Source organism: Enterobacter oligotrophicus, assembly GCF_009176645.1.
Classification (GTDB): domain Bacteria; phylum Pseudomonadota; class Gammaproteobacteria; order Enterobacterales; family Enterobacteriaceae; genus Enterobacter; species Enterobacter oligotrophicus.
In genome coordinates this window covers 1,995,107-2,016,140 of record NZ_AP019007.1, presented here as the reverse complement: position 1 = coordinate 2,016,140, position 21,034 = coordinate 1,995,107, and the positions used below count along the sequence as shown (strand labels likewise).

20 protein-coding genes, 2 tRNA genes and 4 rRNA genes are annotated in these 21,034 nt (G+C 51.6%); 15 read left to right on the top strand and 11 right to left on the bottom strand.

What is annotated here, in order from left to right; genetic code table 11:
* Nucleotides 1–65 precede the first annotated feature (65 nt).
* From EoCCA6_RS09695 to EoCCA6_RS09685, 3 genes are read left to right on the top strand one after another with little or no spacing between them, the layout of a single operon-like run.
* The gene (locus tag EoCCA6_RS09695) at nt 66–434 is read left to right on the top strand and encodes a DnaJ family domain-containing protein (protein WP_152082491.1); all 369 of its coding nucleotides are present in this window, start codon (nt 66–68) and stop codon (nt 432–434) included.
* Nucleotides 435–436: 2 nt separating this feature from the next.
* Complete coding sequence (gene zntR / locus EoCCA6_RS09690; RefSeq protein WP_152082490.1) at nt 437–862, top strand: Zn(2+)-responsive transcriptional regulator; 426 nt, start codon at nt 437–439, stop codon at nt 860–862.
* Between the two features lie 57 nt (nt 863–919).
* Nucleotides 920–1,135 (top strand): alternative ribosome-rescue factor A, encoded by a 216-nt coding sequence (locus EoCCA6_RS09685; protein ID WP_152082489.1) that lies wholly within the window; start codon nt 920–922, stop codon nt 1,133–1,135.
* Here the strand turns inward: EoCCA6_RS09685 and mscL are convergent, their stop codons facing one another.
* The 5 genes from mscL to def all read right to left on the bottom strand — a co-directional run bounded on the left by mscL (nt 1,136) and on the right by def (nt 5,912).
* Nucleotides 1,136–1,546, bottom strand: coding sequence for a large-conductance mechanosensitive channel protein MscL (gene mscL / locus EoCCA6_RS09680; protein WP_152082488.1), 411 nt, complete (start codon nt 1,544–1,546; stop codon nt 1,136–1,138).
* Nucleotides 1,547–1,691: 145 nt separating this feature from the next.
* Nucleotides 1,692–3,068: a Trk system potassium transporter TrkA gene (trkA, locus tag EoCCA6_RS09675; RefSeq protein ID WP_152082487.1), complete on the bottom strand. Its 1,377-nt coding sequence runs from the start codon at nt 3,066–3,068 to the stop codon at nt 1,692–1,694.
* A 22-nt stretch (nt 3,069–3,090) separates the two neighbouring features.
* Entirely contained in the window at nt 3,091–4,377 is a 1,287-nt protein-coding gene (gene rsmB, locus EoCCA6_RS09670) for a 16S rRNA (cytosine(967)-C(5))-methyltransferase RsmB (RefSeq protein ID WP_152082486.1), read from the bottom strand.
* A 52-nt stretch (nt 4,378–4,429) separates the two neighbouring features.
* Nucleotides 4,430–5,377 (bottom strand): methionyl-tRNA formyltransferase, encoded by a 948-nt coding sequence (gene fmt / locus EoCCA6_RS09665; protein WP_152082485.1) that lies wholly within the window; start codon nt 5,375–5,377, stop codon nt 4,430–4,432.
* Between the two features lie 25 nt (nt 5,378–5,402).
* A complete protein-coding gene (gene def / locus EoCCA6_RS09660; RefSeq protein ID WP_152082484.1) occupies nt 5,403–5,912 on the bottom strand; it encodes a peptide deformylase in 510 nt (169 codons plus the stop codon).
* Nucleotides 5,913–6,039: 127 nt separating this feature from the next.
* Between def and dprA the strand changes: the two genes are divergently transcribed.
* Genes dprA through EoCCA6_RS09630 form a run of 6 tightly spaced genes read left to right on the top strand, consistent with a single transcriptional unit; the run spans nt 6,040 to nt 9,823 of the window.
* Nucleotides 6,040–7,164, top strand: coding sequence for a DNA-protecting protein DprA (gene dprA / locus EoCCA6_RS09655; RefSeq protein WP_152082483.1), 1,125 nt, complete (start codon nt 6,040–6,042; stop codon nt 7,162–7,164).
* Entirely contained in the window at nt 7,136–7,609 is a 474-nt protein-coding gene (smg, locus tag EoCCA6_RS09650; protein ID WP_152082482.1) for a DUF494 family protein Smg, read from the top strand. Before dprA ends, smg begins: the two co-directional genes overlap by 29 nt.
* Nucleotides 7,610–7,635: 26 nt before the next feature.
* Nucleotides 7,636–8,190, top strand: coding sequence for a DNA topoisomerase family protein (locus tag EoCCA6_RS09645; protein WP_152082481.1), 555 nt, complete (start codon nt 7,636–7,638; stop codon nt 8,188–8,190).
* Entirely contained in the window at nt 8,183–8,755 is a 573-nt protein-coding gene (gene tsaC, locus EoCCA6_RS09640; protein ID WP_152082480.1) for an L-threonylcarbamoyladenylate synthase type 1 TsaC, read from the top strand. Before EoCCA6_RS09645 ends, tsaC begins: the two co-directional genes overlap by 8 nt.
* A 4-nt stretch (nt 8,756–8,759) precedes the next feature.
* On the top strand, nt 8,760–9,578 hold the full coding sequence (gene aroE / locus EoCCA6_RS09635; protein ID WP_152084431.1) for a shikimate dehydrogenase: 819 nt from the start codon (nt 8,760–8,762) through the stop codon (nt 9,576–9,578).
* A complete protein-coding gene (locus tag EoCCA6_RS09630) occupies nt 9,575–9,823 on the top strand; it encodes a DUF1488 family protein (protein WP_152082479.1) in 249 nt (82 codons plus the stop codon). Before aroE ends, EoCCA6_RS09630 begins: the two co-directional genes overlap by 4 nt.
* Here EoCCA6_RS09630 and EoCCA6_RS09625 read toward each other — a convergent pair.
* Nucleotides 9,799–10,353, bottom strand: coding sequence for a gamma carbonic anhydrase family protein (locus tag EoCCA6_RS09625; RefSeq protein WP_152082478.1), 555 nt, complete (start codon nt 10,351–10,353; stop codon nt 9,799–9,801). The two genes, EoCCA6_RS09630 and EoCCA6_RS09625, sit on opposite strands and share 25 nt — an antisense overlap.
* 471 nt (nt 10,354–10,824) lie before the next feature.
* Here EoCCA6_RS09625 and EoCCA6_RS09620 point away from each other — a divergent pair.
* The 6 genes from EoCCA6_RS09620 (at nt 10,825) to rrf (EoCCA6_RS09595) (ending at nt 16,047) form a co-directional block, all read left to right on the top strand.
* Nucleotides 10,825–12,366 (top strand): 16S ribosomal RNA (locus tag EoCCA6_RS09620).
* Nucleotides 12,367–12,453: 87 nt separating this feature from the next.
* Nucleotides 12,454–12,528: transfer RNA gene (locus tag EoCCA6_RS09615), tRNA-Glu, on the top strand.
* Nucleotides 12,529–12,711: 183 nt separating this feature from the next.
* Nucleotides 12,712–15,616, top strand: a 23S ribosomal RNA gene (locus tag EoCCA6_RS09610).
* 66 nt (nt 15,617–15,682) lie between these two features.
* Nucleotides 15,683–15,798, top strand: a 5S ribosomal RNA gene (gene rrf, locus EoCCA6_RS09605).
* Between the two features lie 14 nt (nt 15,799–15,812).
* Nucleotides 15,813–15,888: transfer RNA gene (locus EoCCA6_RS09600), tRNA-Thr, on the top strand.
* A gap of 43 nt (nt 15,889–15,931) precedes the next feature.
* Nucleotides 15,932–16,047 (top strand): 5S ribosomal RNA (gene rrf / locus EoCCA6_RS09595).
* The 16S, 23S and 5S rRNA genes sit together here with 2 tRNA genes alongside, the layout of an rRNA operon.
* A gap of 116 nt (nt 16,048–16,163) precedes the next feature.
* On the opposite strand, the gene EoCCA6_RS09590 is transcribed toward rrf (EoCCA6_RS09595), so the two are convergent.
* The 5 genes from EoCCA6_RS09590 to EoCCA6_RS09570 all read right to left on the bottom strand — a co-directional run bounded on the left by EoCCA6_RS09590 (nt 16,164) and on the right by EoCCA6_RS09570 (nt 21,016).
* The gene (locus EoCCA6_RS09590) at nt 16,164–16,922 is read right to left on the bottom strand and encodes an amino acid ABC transporter ATP-binding protein (RefSeq protein ID WP_152082477.1); all 759 of its coding nucleotides are present in this window, start codon (nt 16,920–16,922) and stop codon (nt 16,164–16,166) included.
* A gap of 7 nt (nt 16,923–16,929) precedes the next feature.
* A complete protein-coding gene (locus EoCCA6_RS09585) occupies nt 16,930–18,033 on the bottom strand; it encodes an amino acid ABC transporter permease (RefSeq protein ID WP_152082476.1) in 1,104 nt (367 codons plus the stop codon).
* A gap of 9 nt (nt 18,034–18,042) precedes the next feature.
* Nucleotides 18,043–19,224 (bottom strand): amino acid ABC transporter permease, encoded by a 1,182-nt coding sequence (locus tag EoCCA6_RS09580; RefSeq protein WP_152082475.1) that lies wholly within the window; start codon nt 19,222–19,224, stop codon nt 18,043–18,045.
* Nucleotides 19,225–19,291: 67 nt separating this feature from the next.
* On the bottom strand, nt 19,292–20,317 hold the full coding sequence (locus EoCCA6_RS09575) for an amino acid ABC transporter substrate-binding protein (protein ID WP_152082474.1): 1,026 nt from the start codon (nt 20,315–20,317) through the stop codon (nt 19,292–19,294).
* Between the two features lie 477 nt (nt 20,318–20,794).
* Nucleotides 20,795–21,016: a lipoprotein gene (locus EoCCA6_RS09570; protein ID WP_008502867.1), complete on the bottom strand. Its 222-nt coding sequence runs from the start codon at nt 21,014–21,016 to the stop codon at nt 20,795–20,797.
* Nucleotides 21,017–21,034 lie beyond the last annotated feature (18 nt).

The window sequence follows — 21,034 nt, the reverse complement described above, 5'->3', positions numbered from 1 at the left end:
TATCCGCAGAATCCCTACATCTCTACAATATCTGTATCTTTTCTGTTCATCCCCTGGAGTCCATCATGTGGTTGCTCGACCAGTGGGCAGAACGCCATATCAGCGATGCCCAACGAAAAGGCGATTTCGATAACCTTCCGGGTAGCGGCGAGCCATTAGTGCTTGATGATGACTCCTTTATCGCGCCTGAACTACGAGCGGGTTATCGCTTACTCAAAAATGCCGGTTGCCTGCCACCGGAACTTGAACAGCGCAAAGAAGCAGTGGAACTTGCAGACCTGCTTAAAGGCATTCGTGAAGATGATCCACGACACAAAGAACTTAGCCGTCGCCTGGCGCTCGTTGAGCTTAAGCTACGGCAGGCGGGTATGAATACTGACTTTCTGCGTGGAGAGTACAGCGAAAGGTTAATGCAGAAGATTAATGAGGAGTAACCATGTACCGTATTGGTGAACTTGCAAAGCTGGCAAACGTAACGCCGGATACTATCCGTTACTACGAAAAACAGGCGATGATCGATCATGAGGTACGAACCGAGGGTGGGTTCCGACTCTATACCGACAATGATTTACAGCGCCTGAGATTTATCCGCCATGCACGTCAGCTAGGCTTCACGCTGGATTCGATCCGTGAGCTATTATCGATCCGCATCGATCCAGAGCACCATACCTGCCAGGAGTCCAAAAGTATTGTCCAGGCCAGGCTGGATGAAGTGGAAGCGCGGATTCAGGAACTTCAAACGATGCAGCGCTCACTGCAGCGCTTAAATGATGCCTGTTGCGGAACGGCACATAGCAGTATTTACTGCTCTATTCTGGAAGCCCTTGAACAGGGGGCCAGTGGTGAAAACCGGGGCTGTTGATTTTAAGTCCGCCCAGGTCTAGACTTCCGACGACGTAAACTAAACCCAGGAGATATTATGAGTCGCTATCAGCACACGAAGGGACAAATTAAGGACAATGCCATTGAGGCTCTACTTCACGACCCGCTTTTCAGACAGCGCGTTGAGAAAAGCAAAAAGGGGAAAGGAAGTTATCTGCGTAAAGGCAAACATGCAAAACGGGGTAACTGGGAGGCCAGTGGCAAGCAAGCGAATCGCTTATTTACCACTGGCCTTCCTGCTTTCAACGGCTGATTAAGAGCGATTATTCTGCTCTTTTAACAGATCGCGAATTTCGCTCAGCAAGACTTCTTCTTTAGTCGGTGCGGGCGCTGCAGCCGGCTCTTCTTTTTTACGGTTAAGTTTGTTGATGAGCTTAATAGCCATAAAAATAGCGAACGCTACAATCACGAAATCAAATACGTTCTGAATGAATACGCCATAATGCATGACGACCGCCGGGATATCCCCTTGAGCCTCACGCAGCGTGAAGGCGAATTGTTTGAAATCAATGCCCCCAATTAATAGCCCTAACGGTGGCATGATAATGTCGGCTACTAATGATGATACGATCTTACCGAACGCCGCACCAATAATGACACCCACTGCCAAATCCACCACATTCCCGCGCATCGCAAATTCGCGAAATTCTTTAATAAAACTCATTATGTTCTCCTTGTGCCAGCTGACGACTATAAGTTTAACAAATGATTAGCTAATTGCCATTGGGGATAAATAATCGTTATGAAAAATAAAAGGCATGAAAATTAAAGGGTTAATAATTGGGCGCTCTTTACGAGCACCCAAATCATTACAGGAAGAATGGGCTGGGCTGGAATAAACGTTCGACGTCGGTAATAAACTTTTTATCCGTAAGGAACATAATGACGTGGTCACCTTGCTCGATACGCAAATTATCATTGGCAATCATGACGTCATTGCCGCGAACCACCGCGCCAATAATAGTTCCCGGTGGTAGCTTTATTTCATCAATGGCCCGCCCAACAACGCGTGACGTGGTTTCATCGCCGTGTGCCACCGCTTCAATGGCTTCAGCGACACCACGGCGTAACGATGAAACACCAACAATATCCGCTTTACGAACATGGCTTAGCAGTGCAGAAATTGTTGCTTGCTGAGGTGAAATAGCGATATCGATTACGCTGCCCTGAACGAGGTCAACGTAGGCACGGCGCTGAATAAGTACCATCACCTTTTTTGCCCCCATTCGCTTGGCGAGCATGGCGGACATAATATTCGCTTCGTCATCGTTAGTAACAGCAATGAAGAGATCAACTTGATCGATATGCTCTTCTGCCAGTAACTCTTGATCCGATGCGTCGCCATAGAAGACGATCGTGTTCTGTAGTTTTTCAGCCAGTTCTGACGCGCGTTGTTGATCGCGCTCGATCAACTTCACGCTGTAGTCTTTTTCCAGTCGGTGTGCCAACCCCGCGCCAATGTTGCCCCCGCCAACCAGCATGATGCGTTTATACGGCTTTTCGAGGCGCTGAAGTTCACTCATTACAGCTCGAATATGCTGTGACGCCGCGATAAAGAATACCTCATCGCCCGCTTCTACAATCGTTGATCCCTGAGGGCGGATAGGTCTGTCATGGCGAAAAATAGCTGCAACGCGCGTATCAATATGCGGCATGTGCTCACGCATTGTGGACAGGGCATTACCGATCAATGGTCCGCCGTAATAGGCTTTCACGACGGCCAGGCTGACTTTGCCTTCGGCAAAGTTAACCACCTGCAAAGCTCCAGGGTATTCAATCAGGCGGTAAATACTGTCTATAACCAGTTGTTCTGGCGCGATAAGGTGATCGATAGGCACCGCTTCAGAGTTAAACAGTTTCTCTGCGTCCCGGACGTAGTCCGGGGAACGGATACGGGCAATACGGTTTGGCGTGTTGAAAAGCGAGTAGGCAACCTGACATGCGACCATATTGGTCTCGTCAGAGCTGGTCACTGCGACCAGCATATCGGCATCATCGGCACCCGCTTCACGAAGCACGCGTGGATGTGAACCGTGGCCCTGCACGACGCGAAGGTCAAATTTGTCCTGTAACACACGCAATCGATCGCCATTCGTATCCACAATGGTGATGTCGTTGTTTTCCCCGACCAGATTTTCCGCCAGGGTTCCGCCAACCTGTCCTGCACCCAGAATGATAATCTTCATCTCTTGTGACCTGTTTTCAACATCACGCTTTGATTAGCTTAGCGTAAAAGAAGCCATCACCCTCTTCGGCACCAGGCAGGTTTTGCTGGCCCGGACATTCTGGTGTGCCGGTATCATGCAATGACGCATCGGGTGTTCGTTTCAGGAACGACGCGATTTGCAGACTGTTCTCTTCCGGGAGAACTGAGCAGGTCGCATAGACCAGCGTGCCGCCAGGTTTCAGGTGCGGCCAAATGGCATCCAGGATCTCGGATTGCAACTGGGCAAGTTCTTTAATGTCGCGATCGCGGCGCAGCCACTTAATATCCGGGTGGCGGCGAATTACACCGGTTGCAGAGCATGGGGCATCCAGCAAAATACGGTCGAACTGCGTCTCGCCACACCAGTCTGCAGGTTTGCGTCCATCGCCCTGTTTGACCTGCGCCTTCATTCCCAGACGTTTAAGGTTATCGTAAACGCGAGACAAGCGCTGCTCGTCGACATCAACCGCCATCACGTTAGCCTGCGGAGCTACTTCCAGAATATGCGTCGTTTTCCCGCCAGGCGCGGCGCAAAGGTCAAGGATCTGTTCGCCATTTTTCGGCTCAAGCCATTGCATACAGCCTTGTGCTGAGGCGTCTTGTACTGTCACCCAGCCGTCTTCAAAACCTGGAAGTGCATGCACGGCGGCAGGAGAGGCTAAACGCACGGCATCAGGGTAGGCTTCATGGGTGAATCCACTCATACCAGCCTCTTCCAGCAGAGCCAGCCACGCATCGCGGGTATGATGATTACGGTTAACGCGCAGCCACATTGGCGGACGCTGATTATTGGCTTCAGCAATTTCCTGCCACTGCTGTGGCCAGGCTTTTTTCAGGCGGTTCAGCAGCCATTCCGGGTGCAGAAAACGTTTTTCGGTCTGAGCAAATTCAGCTAAAAGCTCCTCCTGCTGACGCTGGAACTGGCGTAATACTCCGTTGATCAAGCCCTTGAGTTGAGGACGTTTAATGGCAACGGCACCTTCCACTGTTTCTGCCAGCGCTGCGTGAGGTGGAATGCGGGTATGAAGAAGCTGATAGAAGCCAACCATAATCAAATAATGCACAGTACGCTGTTTGCCCGTCATCGGGCGCGACATCAGCTTACTAATCAGCCATTCGAGCTGAGACAGAGTGCGAAGTACCCCGAAGCACAGCTCCTGAAGCAGTGCTTTATCTTTATCGGACACTTTTTGCTGCAGTGGGGGCAGGACATTGCTCAGGGACTGACCTTCCTCGACCACTTTTTCAACGGCCTGTGCCGCCAGACTGCGTAAATTTTGTTTTTTCATAGCCGTAAAAATAAAAATGCCCGGAAACACCGGGCCTTAAAAGTCAATGGGTTCAGGCAAGACGGTTGCCAGGGATAAACCATTCGCGACGGGAGTTTAACAGGTCTTGTGCGCTCATCGCTTTCTTACCCGCGGGCTGTAGGGATTCAAGATTCAAAATCCCTTCCGCGGTGGCGACCTGGATACCCTGTTTGTTCGCATCAATGATCGTGCCAGGAGCCGCAGTCACGGGAGCATCAATAACGGAGGCTTTCCAGATTTTCACTGGCTGCTCATCAATCATCATCCAGCTCATCGGCCACGGGTTAAAGGCGCGAATGCAACGTTCCAGCTGAACCGCAGACAGCGACCAGTCGATTTGGGCTTCTTCTTTACTCAGCTTTTCGGCATAAGTCACCCGCTCTTCATCCTGGACTTCAGGTTTCGCGGTGTTATCGGCAAGCTGCTTTAATGTCTCAATAAGACCCTGCGGACCAAGACCAGCCAGCTTGTCGTACAGCGTGGCGCTGGTATCGTCTGCAGTAATAGGGCAGGACAGTTTATACAGCATGTCACCGGTATCTAAACCTACGTCCATCTTCATGATTGTGACGCCAGTTTCAGCATCGCCCGCCCACAAAGCGCGCTGGATCGGCGCAGCACCGCGCCAGCGTGGGAGAAGTGAACCATGCACGTTGACACAACCCAGACGCGGCATATCAAGCACGGCTTTTGGCAAAATTAAACCGTAAGCCACCACCACCATTACGTCGGCATTCAGCTCAGCAATCCATTTTTGGTTTTCTTCAGGACGCAGGGACGCAGGCTGGAAAACAGGTAAACCATGCTCTTCTGCCATTATTTTTACCGGGCTCGGCATCAGTTTTTTACCGCGACCAGCAGGACGATCCGGCTGGGTAAACACGCCAACCACCTGGTGACCAGACGATAACAGCGCGTCAAGATGACGCGCTGCAAAATCAGGAGTACCCGCGAAGATAATACGTAGTGTTTTAGACACGTTGTTCCTTGTATCCGGGGGGATGTTATGCGCGAGAGCGCAAACGATCCAGTTTCTCTACTTTTTGACGAATACGTTGCTGTTTCAGCGGAGAGAGGTAATCGATAAACAGTTTACCGACCAGGTGATCCATCTCATGCTGAATACAAATCGCCAGCAGGTCGTCTGCTTCCAGTTCAAACGGGTTACCGTCACGATCGAGTGCGCGAATCTTCACTTTTTCAGCGCGCGGCACTAACGCACGTTGTTCTGGAATGGACAGACAGCCTTCCTCAATACCAGTCTCACCACTTTTCTCAAGCAGTTCAGGGTTGATCAGCACCAGGCGGTCATCGCGATTCTCAGAAACGTCGATCACGATAATACGCTTGTGAATGTCTACCTGTGTTGCCGCGAGGCCAATGCCTTCTTCGGCATACATGGTATCGAACATATCATCGACGATACGCTGAATTTCTGCATTCACTTCTTTAACCGGTTCAGCGACGATGCGAAGGCGCTCGTCCGGAATATGTAACACTTGCAAAACTGCCATAAATTTCCAGAGTCGTGTTCAGGAGTTGATAAGAATATTATCTCTATTCTAGACAAATCCCCCATCGATTGACAGCATCAGTGACCAATCGCAAAGATTGCTGAGGCTGCTTATGGCAGGGAAAAGGATGACGTCCACAGAGATATGGTTACGGCTTATCAACATCGGTTCATTATGTGGTGATGTGATGCTGGAAGCCGCGCAAAAATTGCTTTGTAAGACAACGGTTGATACCGATTCTGTAAAAGAAGCAGGGCTTACAGCGAAGCATGCCGCAAGGTTCTTCTCGCTCAGTGAAAGTGAGCTTGAACGGAGCCTGAAATGGCTGGAACAGCCGGGGAATCACCTTCTCCGTGCCGATCACCCACGCTTCCCGCGAATATTACGTACTGTCCCTGATTACCCCGGAGCGCTCTTTGTGAGGGGGAATGTCGATGCGCTTAACAGTCTGCAGCTTGCCGTAGTGGGCAGCCGTGCACCTTCCTGGTACGGTGAACGTTGGGGGAAAATCCTGAGTGAACAGCTGTCGCAATGCGGTTTTACCATAACCAGTGGGCTGGCCTGTGGTATTGACGGTGTCGCCCACAACGCGGCGCTATCAGTAAAAGGATGCAGTGTGGCTGTGTTGGGCAACGGCTTGTTTAGTATTTACCCGCGCCGACATCAAGCTCTGGCTGAACAGATTATAGCGGCCGGAGGCGCGGTGGTTTCTGAGTTCTCCCTGTCAATGCAGCCCAGGCCGGGCAACTTTCCACACCGTAACCGCATCATTAGTGGGTTGAGCCAGGGAGTGCTGGTTGTTGAGGCAGCCATACGCAGCGGATCGCTTGTTACCGCAAGATGTGCCCTGGAGCAGGGGCGTGAGGTATTTGCACTGCCTGGCCCGATAGGAAATCCCGGATGTGAAGGGCCGCACTGGCTGATAAAGCAAGGAGCAACACCTGTCACATGTAAAGAAGACATTCTGGAAAATTTGCAATATGGGTTGCACTGGTTGCCGGATGATCCCGAAAAGCGACATTATTCATCAGATCAGAAGGCAGTGGCATTGCCATTTCCCAAGCTCCTGGCTAACGTAGGAGATGAGGTAACACCTGTTGACGTTGTCGCTGAACGTGCCGGCCAACCTGTGCCAGTAACGGTAGTACAGCTACTCGAACTGGAGTTAGCAGGATGGATCGCAGCTGTACCCGGCGGCTATGTCCGATTAAGGAGGGCAAGCCATGTTCGACGTACTGATGTATTTGTTTGAAACTTACATCCACAACGAAGCAGAAATGCACGTGGATCAGGACAAATTGACACGGGATCTTACCGATGCAGGATTTGAGCGGGAAGATATTTATAATGCGTTGATGTGGCTGGATAAGCTGGCTGATTATCAGGACGGCCTCGCCGAACCGATGCTCCTTGCTTCTGATCCATTATCTGTGCGCATCTATACCGCTGAAGAGTGTGAACGGCTGGATGCCAGCTGCCGGGGCTTTATTTTATTCCTTGAGCAGATTCAGGTGCTAAACCTCGAAACGCGAGAAATGGTGATAGAGCGCGTCATGGCGCTGGATACGGCAGAATTTGAACTGGAAGATCTCAAATGGGTGATTCTGATGGTTCTGTTCAATATTCCTGGCTGTGAAAATGCCTATCAGCAAATGGAAGAATTACTCTTTGAAGTGAATGAAGGTATGCTGCACTAATTCAATGTGCAGGACCAAGAGTTGTTATGGCCAAATCAGCACTGTTCACGGTGCATAAAAACGAGCCCTGCCCACAGTGCGGGGCTGAACTTGTTATTCGGTCCGGGAAACACGGTCCGTTTCTCGGTTGTTCACACTATCCGGAATGTGATTATGTCCGTCCCCTGAAAAGCCAGGCGGACGGGCATATCGTTAAAATTCTGGAGGGACAGCTTTGTCCTCTCTGCGGGGGCGAATTAGCACTACGGCAGGGGCGCTTCGGTATGTTTATCGGATGCAGCCGTTACCCGGAATGCGAACATACAGAACAAATTGATAAGCCAGATGAAACGGCAATTTCTTGCCCTCAATGTCAGCGCGGCCAACTGGTGCAGCGTCGTTCACGTTACGGTAAGACCTTCCATTCTTGCGATCGCTATCCTGAATGTCAGTTCGTTATCAATTTCAAACCGGTAGCGGGTGTCTGCCCTCATTGCGATTATCCGCTGCTAATAGAGAAGAAAACGGCGCAAGGCATAAAGCGCTTTTGCGCCAGTAAACAATGTGGAAAGCCGGTATCGGCGGATCAAACCAGTGAATAATAACCTGCCATCAGACTCCATCGCGCATGTGGTGGACGTTTTGAAAAATGAAGAAGTCATCGCCTATCCAACTGAAGCTGTATTCGGAGTCGGTTGCGACCCGGACAGCGAAACGGCTGTGAGTCGTTTACTTGCCCTCAAACAGCGACCCGTCGAAAAAGGGTTGATTTTGATTGCGGCCAGTTATGAGCAGCTTAAACCTTATATTGATGATTCGATGCTGACACCGGCGCAGCGGGAGACGATTTTCTCTGCGTGGCCTGGGCCTGTGACCTTTGTTTTCCCGGCGCAGCCGACAACGCCGCGCTGGTTAACCGGGCGTTTTGATTCTCTCGCAGTTCGGGTTACCGATCACCCGCTGGTGGTGAAACTGTGCCAGGCGTTTGGTAAACCACTGGTCTCAACCAGCGCTAACCTGTCCGGATTGCCTCCTTGCCGGACAACCGAAGAGGTGCTGGCGCAGTTTGGTGAGGATTTCCCGGTAGCAGTAGGGGAAACCGGGGGACGCCTGAATCCGTCGGAAATTCGCGACGCCTTAACCGGCGAACGTTTTCGCCAGGGGTAGTATGATGGAAACTTATGCCGTTTTCGGTAACCCTATAGCACACAGTAAATCACCGTTGATCCATCAACTGTTCGCTGAACAGCTGAAGATTAATCATCCCTATGGCCGTGTTCTGGCACCGGTTGATGCATTTATTCCAACGCTGGATGCCTTCTTCGCTGCGGGCGGCAAAGGGGCCAATGTGACGGTGCCTTTTAAAGAAGAAGCCTTCGAACGTGCGGATGAACTGACCGAGCGTGCTTCTCTTGCCGGTGCCGTGAATACGCTTAAGCGGCTTGAAGATGGTCGCCTTCTGGGCGACAACACAGACGGGATTGGTTTACTCAGCGATCTGGAAAGACTGTTATTTATTAAACCAGGCTTTCGGATCTTGCTCATTGGGGCGGGCGGAGCGTCACGCGGTGTATTGCTCCCACTTTTGTCTCTTGATTGTGCAGTTACTATCACCAACCGCACTTTCTCCAGAGCAGAAGAACTTGCGGCATTGTTCGCTCACACCGGCAGCGTAAGTGCGGTAGCGCTTGATGATCTTGCGGATCATGAATTTGATCTTGTCATTAACGCTACCTCCAGCGGCATTAATGGTGAAATCCCTGCGATCCCGCCTTCTCTGGCGAGTGCCCACGTCTACTTCTACGATATGTTTTATCAGAAAGGGAAGACGCCTTTCCTGAACTGGTGCGAGCAGCACGGTGCGAAACATCTGGCCGATGGTCTGGGTATGCTGGTGGGGCAGGCGGCACATGCGGTATTGCTCTGGCACGGCGTATTGCCGGCGGTTGAACCGGTGATTGAAAAGCTGAAACAGGAACTCGCTGCATGAACCAGGCGATACATTTTCCGGACAGAGAAACCTGGGATGAGGGCAAGAAAGCGGTCTGTTTCCCGGTGCTGGTTCACGGGATGCAACTTACCTGCGCGATTAGCGGGGAGACGCTGCTGCGTCGCTTTGGCGGTTCAAATCCGCTAGAGGTATTTTGTGAGAATCGCTGGGATCTTGAAGAAGAAGCCAGCGATTTAATTCGCGATCAGCAGGAAGACGATCAGGGCTGGCTCTGGTTGTCCTGATCCAGATAGTCATTCTTCCATTTCACGTAGTTGCTCGCCGAGTATTTCAACCCTGCAATTTCCGCCTCTTTTAAGGGGCGGATCTGTTTCACCGGGCTGCCTAAATAGAGATATCCGCTCTCAAGCCGTTTGTTTTGTGGAACAAGGCTGCCTGCGCCGATCATCACGTCATCTTCTACTACGACGCCATCCAGCAAAATCGATCCCATACCAACAAGAACCCTGTTACCAATTGTGCAGCCGTGAAGCATCACTTTATGGCCGACGGTAACCTCTTCTCCGATGATCAGTGGATTACCTTCCGGGTTGTATGAGGATTTGTGGGTGACGTGCAGAACGCTACCATCCTGAATATTGGTGCGCGCACCAATCGCCACATAGTTAACATCTCCCCTGATCGCAACGAGTGGCCAGATACTGACATCATCGGCCATTCGGACATCACCAATGATCACGCTGCTGGCGTCGATCATCACGCGATCGCCTTTTTGGGGGAACAGATCTTTATAGGGACGTAATACTGCAGACATATCTACCTCGACAGATGAACGCTACACAGAAGACTTTGATCATATTATTGGATCGAGGCAAGGTGAAATACGTCAATATTTGAGCAGATCGGGCGGGATTTCAGCGAAAAGCGCGGAAAATCAGCAACCAGAAAAAAAGATCCAAAAAATGCTTGTGCTAAAAATTCGGCCCCCTATAATGCGCCTCCATCGACACGGCGGATGTGAATCACTTCACAGACAGACTGGTCGGCTGAAGAGAAAAAATCCTGAAAATCAGGGTTGACTCTGAAAGAGGAAAGCGTAATATACGCCACCTCGCGACAGAGCGCTGAAGCGCGTCGCAACTGCTCTTTAACAATTTATCAGACAATCTGTGTGGGCACTCAAAGTGACATGGATTCTTAACGTCGCAAGACGAAAAATGAATACCAAGTCTCTGAGTGAACATACGTAATTCATTACGAAGTTTAATTCACGAGCATCAAACTTAAATTGAAGAGTTTGATCATGGCTCAGATTGAACGCTGGCGGCAGGCCTAACACATGCAAGTCGAGCGGCAGCGGGAAGTAGCTTGCTACTTTGCCGGCGAGCGGCGGACGGGTGAGTAATGTCTGGGAAACTGCCTGATGGAGGGGGATAACTACTGGAAACGGTAGCTAATACCGCATAATGTCGCAAGACCAAAGAGGGGGACCTTCGGGCCTCTTGCCATCAGATGTGCCCAGATGGGATTAGCTAGTAGGTGGGGTAACGGCTCACCTAGGCGACGATCCCTAGCTGGTCTGAGAGGATGACCAGCCACACTGGAACTGAGACACGGTCCAGACTCCTACGGGAGGCAGCAGTGGGGAATATTGCACAATGGGCGCAAGCCTGATGCAGCCATGCCGCGTGTATGAAGAAGGCCTTCGGGTTGTAAAGTACTTTCAGCGGGGAGGAAGGTGTTGTGGTTAATAACCGCAGCAATTGACGTTACCCGCAGAAGAAGCACCGGCTAACTCCGTGCCAGCAGCCGCGGTAATACGGAGGGTGCAAGCGTTAATCGGAATTACTGGGCGTAAAGCGCACGCAGGCGGTCTGTCAAGTCGGATGTGAAATCCCCGGGCTCAACCTGGGAACTGCATTCGAAACTGGCAGGCTGGAGTCTTGTAGAGGGGGGTAGAATTCCAGGTGTAGCGGTGAAATGCGTAGAGATCTGGAGGAATACCGGTGGCGAAGGCGGCCCCCTGGACAAAGACTGACGCTCAGGTGCGAAAGCGTGGGGAGCAAACAGGATTAGATACCCTGGTAGTCCACGCCGTAAACGATGTCGACTTGGAGGTTGTGCCCTTGAGGCGTGGCTTCCGGAGCTAACGCGTTAAGTCGACCGCCTGGGGAGTACGGCCGCAAGGTTAAAACTCAAATGAATTGACGGGGGCCCGCACAAGCGGTGGAGCATGTGGTTTAATTCGATGCAACGCGAAGAACCTTACCTACTCTTGACATCCAGAGAACTTAGCAGAGATGCTTTGGTGCCTTCGGGAACTCTGAGACAGGTGCTGCATGGCTGTCGTCAGCTCGTGTTGTGAAATGTTGGGTTAAGTCCCGCAACGAGCGCAACCCTTATCCTTTGTTGCCAGCGGTTAGGCCGGGAACTCAAAGGAGACTGCCAGTGATAAACTGGAGGAAGGTGGGGATGACGTCAAGTCATCATGGCCCTTACGAGTAGGGCTACACACGTGCTACAATGGCGCATACAAAGAGAAGCGACCTCGCGAGAGCAAGCGGACCTCATAAAGTGCGTCGTAGTCCGGATTGGAGTCTGCAACTCGACTCCATGAAGTCGGAATCGCTAGTAATCGTGGATCAGAATGCCACGGTGAATACGTTCCCGGGCCTTGTACACACCGCCCGTCACACCATGGGAGTGGGTTGCAAAAGAAGTAGGTAGCTTAACCTTCGGGAGGGCGCTTACCACTTTGTGATTCATGACTGGGGTGAAGTCGTAACAAGGTAACCGTAGGGGAACCTGCGGTTGGATCACCTCCTTACCTTAAAGAACCTGCCTTTGTAGTGCTCACACAGATTGTCTGATGAATGTAGAGAAGCAAGACGGCTGCGAAGTCGAGACACTCCGTGTCCCCTTCGTCTAGCGGTTAGGACTCCGCCCTTTCACGGCGGCAACAGGGGTTCGAATCCCCTAGGGGACGCCACTTGCTGGGTGTGAGTGAAAGACACAACCAACCGATATCTCAAAACTGACTCACTGAGTTACGTTTGAGATATTTGCTCTTTAAAAATCTGGATCAAGCTGAAAATTGAAACGACACACATGTTATGTGTGTTCGAGTCTCTCAAATTTTCGCAATCAGAAGTGAAACATCTTCGGGTTGTGAGGTTAAGCGACCAAGCGTACACGGTGGATGCCCTGGCAGTCAGAGGCGATGAAGGACGTGCTAATCTGCGAAAAGCGCCGGCGAGGTGATATGAACCTTTGACCCGGCGATGTCCGAATGGGGAAACCCAGTGTGTTCCGACACACTATCGTTAACTGAATACATAGGTTAACGAGGCGAACCGGGGGAACTGAAACATCTAAGTACCCCGAGGAAAAGAAATCAACCGAGATTCCCCCAGTAGCGGCGAGCGAACGGGGAGCAGCCCGGAGTCTGAATCAGTTTGTGTGTTAGTGGAACGGTCTGGAAAGTCCGACGGTACAGGGTGATAGTCCCGTACACGAAAATGCACATGCTGTGAACTCGAAGAGTAGGGCGGGACACGTGGTATCCTGTCTGAATATGGGGGGACCATCCTCCAAGGCTAAATACTCCTGACTGACCGATAGTGAACCAGTACCGTGAGGGAAAGGCGAAAAGAACCCCGGCGAGGGGAGTGAAAAAGAACCTGAAACCGTGTACGTACAAGCAGTGGGAGCCTCTTTATGGGGTGACTGCGTACCTTTTGTATAATGGGTCAGCGACTTATATTCTGTAGCAAGGTTAACCGAATAGGGGAGCCGCAGGGAAACCGAGTCTTAACTGGGCGTTAAGTTGCAGGGTATAGACCCGAAACCCGGTGATCTAGCCATGGGCAGGTTGAAGGTTGGGTAACACTAACTGGAGGACCGAACCGACTAATGTTGAAAAATTAGCGGATGACCTGTGGCTGGGGGTGAAAGGCCAATCAAACCGGGAGATAGCTGGTTCTCCCCGAAAGCTATTTAGGTAGCGCCTCGTGAACTCATCTCCGGGGGTAGAGCACTGTTTCGGCTAGGGGGCCATCCCGGCTTACCAACCCGATGCAAACTGCGAATACCGGAGAATGTTATCACGGGAGACACACGGCGGGTGCTAACGTCCGTCGTGAAGAGGGAAACAACCCAGACCGCCAGCTAAGGTCCCAAAGTCATGGTTAAGTGGGAAACGATGTGGGAAGGCACAGACAGCCAGGATGTTGGCTTAGAAGCAGCCATCATTTAAAGAAAGCGTAATAGCTCACTGGTCGAGTCGGCCTGCGCGGAAGATGTAACGGGGCTAAACCATGCACCGAAGCTGCGGCAGCGACGCTTAGGCGTTGTTGGGTAGGGGAGCGTTCTGTAAGCCGTTGAAGGTGGCCTGTGAGGGTTGCTGGAGGTATCAGAAGTGCGAATGCTGACATAAGTAACGATAAAGCGGGTGAAAAGCCCGCTCGCCGGAAGACCAAGGGTTCCTGTCCAACGTTAATCGGGGCAGGGTGAGTCGACCCCTAAGGCGAGGCCGAAAGGCGTAGTCGATGGGAAACAGGTTAATATTCCTGTACTTGGTGTTACTGCGAAGGGGGGACGGAGAAGGCTATGTTAGCCGGGCGACGGTTGTCCCGGTTTAAGCATGTAGGCGGAGGTTCCAGGTAAATCCGGTACCTTTTAACGCTGAGGTGTGATGACGAGGCACTACGGTGCTGAAGTAACAAATGCCCTGCTTCCAGGAAAAGCCTCTAAGCATCAGGTAACACGAAATCGTACCCCAAACCGACACAGGTGGTCAGGTAGAGAATACCAAGGCGCTTGAGAGAACTCGGGTGAAGGAACTAGGCAAAATGGTGCCGTAACTTCGGGAGAAGGCACGCTGATATGTAGGTGAAGCCCCTGCGGGTGGAGCTGAAATCAGTCGAAGATACCAGCTGGCTGCAACTGTTTATTAAAAACACAGCACTGTGCAAACACGAAAGTGGACGTATACGGTGTGACGCCTGCCCGGTGCCGGAAGGTTAATTGATGGGGTCAGCCGTAAGGCGAAGCTCTTGATCGAAGCCCCGGTAAACGGCGGCCGTAACTATAACGGTCCTAAGGTAGCGAAATTCCTTGTCGGGTAAGTTCCGACCTGCACGAATGGCGTAATGATGGCCAGGCTGTCTCCACCCGAGACTCAGTGAAATTGAACTCGCTGTGAAGATGCAGTGTACCCGCGGCAAGACGGAAAGACCCCGTGAACCTTTACTATAGCTTGACACTGAACACTGGTCCTTGATGTGTAGGATAGGTGGGAGGCTTTGAAGCGTGGACGCCAGTCTGCGTGGAGCCGCCCTTGAAATACCACCCTTTAATGGCTGGTGTTCTAACGTGGACCCGTAATCCGGGTTGCGGACAGTGTCTGGTGGGTAGTTTGACTGGGGCGGTCTCCTCCCAAAGAGTAACGGAGGAGCACGAAGGTCAGCTAATCCTGGTCGGACATCAGGAGGTTAGTGCAATGGCATAAGCTGGCTTGACTGCGAGCGTGACGGCGCGAGCAGGTGCGAAAGCAGGTCATAGTGATCCGGTGGTTCTGAATGGAAGGGCCATCGCTCAACGGATAAAAGGTACTCCGGGGATAACAGGCTGATACCGCCCAAGAGTTCATATCGACGGCGGTGTTTGGCACCTCGATGTCGGCTCATCACATCCTGGGGCTGAAGTAGGTCCCAAGGGTATGGCTGTTCGCCATTTAAAGTGGTACGCGAGCTGGGTTTAGAACGTCGTGAGACAGTTCGGTCCCTATCTGCCGTGGGCGCTGGAGAACTGAGGGGGGCTGCTCCTAGTACGAGAGGACCGGAGTGGACGCATCACTGGTGTTCGGGTTGTCATGCCAATGGCACTGCCCGGTAGCTAAATGCGGAAGAGATAAGTGCTGAAAGCATCTAAGCACGAAACTTGCCCCGAGATGAGTTCTCCCTGACTCCTTGAGAGTCCTGAAGGAACGTTGAAGACGACGACGTTGATAGGTCGGGTGTATAAGCGCAGCGATGCGTTGAGCTAACCGATACTAATGAACCGTGAGGCTTAACCTTACAACGCCGAAGGTGTTTTGGCGGTGAGAGACGATATTTTCAGCCTGATACAGATAACAGAATTTGCCTGGCGGCTGTAGCGCGGTGGTCCCACCTGACCCCATGCCGAACTCAGAAGTGAAACGCCGTAGCGCCGATGGTAGTGTGGGGTCTCCCCATGTGAGAGTAGGGAACTGCCAGGCATCAAATTTAGTGTGCTGATATGGCTCAGTTGGTAGAGCGCACCCTTGGTAAGGGTGAGGTCCCCAGTTCGACTCTGGGTATCAGCACCACTTTATACTTAGGTTAAAGTTCGGCAAGAAGTAAAAGAATTTGTCTGGCGGCTTTAGCGCGGTGGTCCCACCTGACCCCATGCCGAACTCAGAAGTGAAACGCCGTAGCGCCGATGGTAGTGTGGGGTCTCCCCATGTGAGAGTAGGGAACTGCCAGACATCAAATAAGTGAGAAGGCCATCCGAAAGGATGGCCTTTTTGCGTTTCTACGCCGCACAAGCTGCATAAACGGTAGGCCGGGTAAGGCGAAGCCCTCACCCGGCAAGAGCAAACGACTAATGGATCACCTGCGATAAAAAGACCCGCGTACGTTCTGACTTCGGATGCGCAAAGAACTCATCCGGTGGAGCCTGTTCGACAATTTCTCCGCGATCCATAAATATCACCCGGTCAGCTACCGTTCTGGCAAACCCCATCTCATGTGTCACGCACAGCATTGTCATCCCGGATTGTGCCAACCCAATCATCGTATCCAGCACCTCTTTTACCATTTCCGGGTCCAGCGCTGATGTCGGCTCATCAAAAAGCATAATTTTAGGTTTCATGCACAGTGAACGGGCAATAGCCACACGTTGCTGTTGCCCGCCAGAGATCTGGCCAGGGAATTTGTTCGCATGTTCAGCGATGCGCACACGTTCCAGGTAGTGCATAGCCAGCGCCTCGGCCTCTTTTTTCGGCATCTTTTGTACCCAAATGGGGGCCAGCGTGCAGTTCTGCAAAACGGTCAGATGTGGGAAAAGATTAAAGTGTTGAAACACCATTCCCACTTCCTGACGTACGCGCTCGATATTGCGGACATCTTCATTCAGTTCAATACCATCAACGACAATCCTTCCCTGTTGATGCTCCTCAAGGTGGTTAATACAGCGAATGGTCGTTGATTTTCCTGAACCTGAAGGGCCACAAAGCACGATTCGTTCGCCCTGCTTAACCTTGAGGTTGATGTCCTTCAGAACGTGAAACTGTCCATACCATTTATTAACGTTTTCCAGCGTAATCATCGCGTCGGCAGGTGTCATACTAATCTGGCTCATAATTTCCTCAGTGCGGTGTACGCCCGGTGTTAAAGCGCTTCTCCAGGTGCTGGCTATAGCGCGACATACTAAAACAGAAGATCCAGTAGATCAGAGCAGCGAAGACATATCCCTCGGTGGACATGCCCAGCCAGACAGGGTCAACGGTAGCCTGCTGCACGCTGCTGAAGAGATCGAATAATCCGATGATGATCACCAGACTGGTATCTTTGAAGAGTGCGATGATCGTGTTGACCAGCCCAGGGATAACCAGCTTAAGTGCCTGCGGAAGTATTACCAGCCCCTGTGTTTTCCAGTAACCGAGCGCCAGTGATTCCGCAGCTTCGTACTGACCTTTGGGTAATGCCTGCAGGCCACCGCGCACCACCTCAGCAACATAGGCTGACTGGAACAAAATCACGCCGACCAGGGCGCGGATCAGTTTGTCTATCGTTGTGCCTTCTGCCATAAACAGCGGCAGCATGACCGAAGACATAAACAGAACGGTAATAAGCGGCACACCGCGCCAGAACTCAATGAAAATAACGGAAAGCACACGGACGATGGGCATTTTTGAACGTCGCCCAAGTGCGAGTAAAATTCCCCATGGCAATGCACCTGCTATCCCGACTGAAGCAATAATTAACGTCAGCGTCAGACCGCCCCATTGACGGGTTTCGACACGCTCCAGCCCCAGAAAACCGCCATACAACAGCACCCATACAGTAATGGGATAAGCAATCGCCCAGCAGGCAATGTAACGTCCCCGATGAGGCAGCTTTTTCCAGAACATCACGGCGATAGAGATCAGGCCAATAATCAGTGCCAGATTAATCCGCCAGCGCTGTTCGTGCGGATACAGGCCATACATGAACTGACCAAAACGCTCGTGAATAAACACCCAGCATGCGCCCGCTTTCGTGCAGTCGGCACGCGTGGAACCCACCCAGTTCGCCTGCAAGAAAGCCCAGTTCAGTAGCGGTGGGATCAGTTCCCACATGAGCCACAGACAGACAATCGTCAGCAGGCTATTACTCCAGCTGGAGAACAGGTTCTTGCGTGCCCATGATATGTAACGCCCGCCTGGCGAACGGGCGGGACGCGCAGAGTGAGACAATATCGCTTTTGTCATCATGGCTCCTTAACGCTCAACCAGTGCGATGCGGCGGTTATAAAGGTTCATCAACAGCGAGATCGCCAGACTGATAATCAGATAGACAGACATTGTGATAGCAATAGTTTCAATGGCTTGCCCTGTCTGGTTAAGCACAGTTCCGGCAAACAGGGACACCATATCGGGATAGCCAATCGCGGCGGCCAGCGATGAGTTTTTTACAATGTTAAGGTACTGGCTGGTCAGCGGTGGAATGATGACCCGTAGCGCCTGGGGAATAATGACCTGACGAAGCGTTACCGTATTCGGCAACCCCAGTGAGCGTGCTGCCTCGTGCTGCCCGTAAGGCACTGCCTGAATACCCGCACGGATAATCTCAGCAATAAAGGCAGAGGTATAAATAGACAGCGCCAGCGTCAGGGCCGCCAGCTCAGGGATTAACACCATTCCCCCCTGGAAATTAAAACCACGCAGATGCGGAATATCCCAGTGCAACGCGGCACCAGATAACCCGTGAGCGATTAACGGCAGACCGATAATAAGCACTGCCGCGAGTGGCCATGTCTTACGAAGCTGGCCGGTTTTAATCTGGTGTTTGCGGTTATAACGGAACAACCCCACTGAAACCGCAAGTGCGATGATAATGGCGACAACAAAGCCGTACAGACCCTCGGCTACCTGTGGAGAAGGGATGTATAACCCGCGGTTGCTCAGGAAAAAAAGATCGAAAGCATCCACAGCCTGGCGTGGGCCAGGAAGGTTGCGCAGGACGGCGAAATACCAGAAAAAGATCTGCAGCAGCGGTGGGATATTACGAAACGTCTCGATGTATATGGTCGACAGTTTCCGCAGTAGCCAGTTTTCGGAAAGGCGGGCTAAACCAATAAAGAATCCCAGTACGGAGGCGAACACAATACAGAGCGCTGAGACCAGCAACGTATTCAGCAGACCCACGATGAAGACGCGTCCGTACGTATCGCCTTCCTGATAATCAATAAGATGCTGAACAATACCAAAACCTGCGCTGCGATCGAGGAAAGCAAAACCGGAGGTGATGCCTCGATTGTTCAGGTTGGTAACGGTGTTATGGATTAAATAAACGGCGACAACCACAACCGCGATGATAGCAATAGCCTGGAATAGCCACGCGCGGACCGCGGGATGAGAAAAGGATAGCGATCCTTTTACGGCTGAGCGGCGATGGGACATAAAGAAACCTCGGTAACCGTGACTCTGAATTGGGCACTGCAAGCGCAGTGCCCGTTACAGCAGATACTTAACGTACAGGCGGCGCGTACTGAATACCGCCGTTATTCCAGAGATTGTTCTGGCCACGTTTGATCTTCAACGGACTTTCCGAGCCGACGTTGCGCTCGAAGATCTCTGCGTAGTTACCGACCTGTTTAACGATGTTGTAGGCCCATTTGTTGTCAAGTTTAAGATCTTTACCGAAATCACCCTCTTTGCCCAGCAAATGTGCCATATCCGGGGTGGACGGGTTCGCGGCTTTCTCATCAACGTTTTTCGAGTTAATCCCCATTTCTTCAGCATTCAGCATGGCAAACAGGGTCCAGCGCACAATGGAGAACCAGTCTTCATCGCCACGGCGGACGACTGGTCCGAGAGGTTCTTTTGAGATCACTTCAGGCAGGACGATCCACTCCGCCGGGTTGCTCAGCTTAATACGCAGCGCGTACAGCTGTGACTGGTCCGAGGCCAGCGTATCGCAGCGGCCGGACTCCAGCGCTTTGGCAGATTCATCTGAACGATCGAACGTGACGGGGGTGTACTTCATGTTATTCGCTTTGAAGTAATCTGCGACGTTGAGTTCAGTATCCGTACCGGCCTGAATACAAACGGTCGCCCCATCCAGTTCTTTGGCGCTTTTCAGGCCCGCTTTGTTGTGGGTCAGGAAACCGATACCGTCGTAATAGGTGACGCCAGTAAAGGACATCCCCATGCCTGCATCACGAGAGGAGGTCCAGGTCGTATTACGGGAGAGCATATCCACTTCGCCGGACTGCAGCGCAGTGAAGCGTTCTTTTGCCGTCAGCGGCGTGTATTTCACTTTGCTGTCATCGCCGAAAACTGCAGCCGCGACGCCGCGACAGACATCAACATCAATACCGGTAAATTTGCCGTTAGCGTCGGCATAAGAGAAGCCAGGTAATCCGTCACTGATACCGCATTGTACGAAACCTTTCTTTTTAACAGCATCCAGTGTCGTACCCGCATGGGCCTGGCTGGCTACAGCAAACAGCACGCCCGCGGCGGCCAGGCTGGCTATCATCATCTTTTTCATAATGCATCCTGTGTGGCGAAATTTATCGTTATAAAGGCGTTTTAAAACGCTTTGACCTGTCTGTGGCATTGGCCAACGTTTATAAAGCAAACGTAATGCCAGGTTTTGTGCTCAGTGAAATAAGGCATCAATGAGCGCATCATGCTGAGTGTAGACAGGGTTATATAAATCGAGCGCCCCGAAATGGTGCAAATTTCCAACCTGCGCCACAAATCAGAGCAAAAGTTTGATTAACGGTGGGTTTAAACAATGGATAGTTTCTGGCGTGAATATTGGCAGGATCTTTAATGTGATTAATATGTGAAAATCATCACGATAAAATATGAAAATTGAATAGAGAAACAAAAAGAATGTGATTGTAATTTGCTTTAAATTAAAACTGGTGAAGACAGAAGGGCGATTTTTTTACTTACCAGGAAATACTGCACTAATTAAAAGCAAAAGCGCGGACAATGCCGCGCTTTCAAATGAGTGAGTTTATTTGGTCAAGGCGACGATACCTAGCGTCAAACCGGCCACTGCCGCAGCACCACCGGCAATCGCGCCTGCAGTTTCCCAGTTATCCTGAGTTGTGCCTTTCATACAGGTATTGGTATGAACCAGTCGGCCTTGATCGTCGTATACCGGTACACAGGGGGAGTCGTGCGCGCAGCCAGCGAGTAGCGCAGCGAGAAGTGCAACGGAAATGAATCTTTTCATGATGTTACCTCAGTGTTT

Coding starts and splice junctions, on each gene's coding strand:
- EoCCA6_RS09695 (WP_152082491.1), top strand. CDS start 66: ATGTGGTTGCTCGACCAGTGGGCAGAACGCCATATCAGCGATGCCCAA.
- zntR (WP_152082490.1), top strand. CDS start 437: ATGTACCGTATTGGTGAACTTGCAAAGCTGGCAAACGTAACGCCGGAT.
- EoCCA6_RS09685 (WP_152082489.1), top strand. CDS start 920: ATGAGTCGCTATCAGCACACGAAGGGACAAATTAAGGACAATGCCATT.
- mscL (WP_152082488.1), bottom strand. CDS start 1,546: ATGAGTTTTATTAAAGAATTTCGCGAATTTGCGATGCGCGGGAATGTG.
- trkA (WP_152082487.1), bottom strand. CDS start 3,068: ATGAAGATTATCATTCTGGGTGCAGGACAGGTTGGCGGAACCCTGGCG.
- rsmB (WP_152082486.1), bottom strand. CDS start 4,377: ATGAAAAAACAAAATTTACGCAGTCTGGCGGCACAGGCCGTTGAAAAA.
- def (WP_152082484.1), bottom strand. CDS start 5,912: ATGGCAGTTTTGCAAGTGTTACATATTCCGGACGAGCGCCTTCGCATC.
- dprA (WP_152082483.1), top strand. CDS start 6,040: ATGACGTCCACAGAGATATGGTTACGGCTTATCAACATCGGTTCATTA.
- smg (WP_152082482.1), top strand. CDS start 7,136: ATGTTCGACGTACTGATGTATTTGTTTGAAACTTACATCCACAACGAA.
- EoCCA6_RS09645 (WP_152082481.1), top strand. CDS start 7,636: ATGGCCAAATCAGCACTGTTCACGGTGCATAAAAACGAGCCCTGCCCA.
- aroE (WP_152084431.1), top strand. CDS start 8,760: ATGGAAACTTATGCCGTTTTCGGTAACCCTATAGCACACAGTAAATCA.
- EoCCA6_RS09630 (WP_152082479.1), top strand. CDS start 9,575: ATGAACCAGGCGATACATTTTCCGGACAGAGAAACCTGGGATGAGGGC.
- EoCCA6_RS09625 (WP_152082478.1), bottom strand. CDS start 10,353: ATGTCTGCAGTATTACGTCCCTATAAAGATCTGTTCCCCCAAAAAGGC.
- EoCCA6_RS09590 (WP_152082477.1), bottom strand. CDS start 16,922: ATGAGCCAGATTAGTATGACACCTGCCGACGCGATGATTACGCTGGAA.
- EoCCA6_RS09585 (WP_152082476.1), bottom strand. CDS start 18,033: ATGACAAAAGCGATATTGTCTCACTCTGCGCGTCCCGCCCGTTCGCCA.
- EoCCA6_RS09580 (WP_152082475.1), bottom strand. CDS start 19,224: ATGTCCCATCGCCGCTCAGCCGTAAAAGGATCGCTATCCTTTTCTCAT.
- EoCCA6_RS09575 (WP_152082474.1), bottom strand. CDS start 20,317: ATGAAAAAGATGATGATAGCCAGCCTGGCCGCCGCGGGCGTGCTGTTT.
- EoCCA6_RS09570 (WP_008502867.1), bottom strand. CDS start 21,016: ATGAAAAGATTCATTTCCGTTGCACTTCTCGCTGCGCTACTCGCTGGC.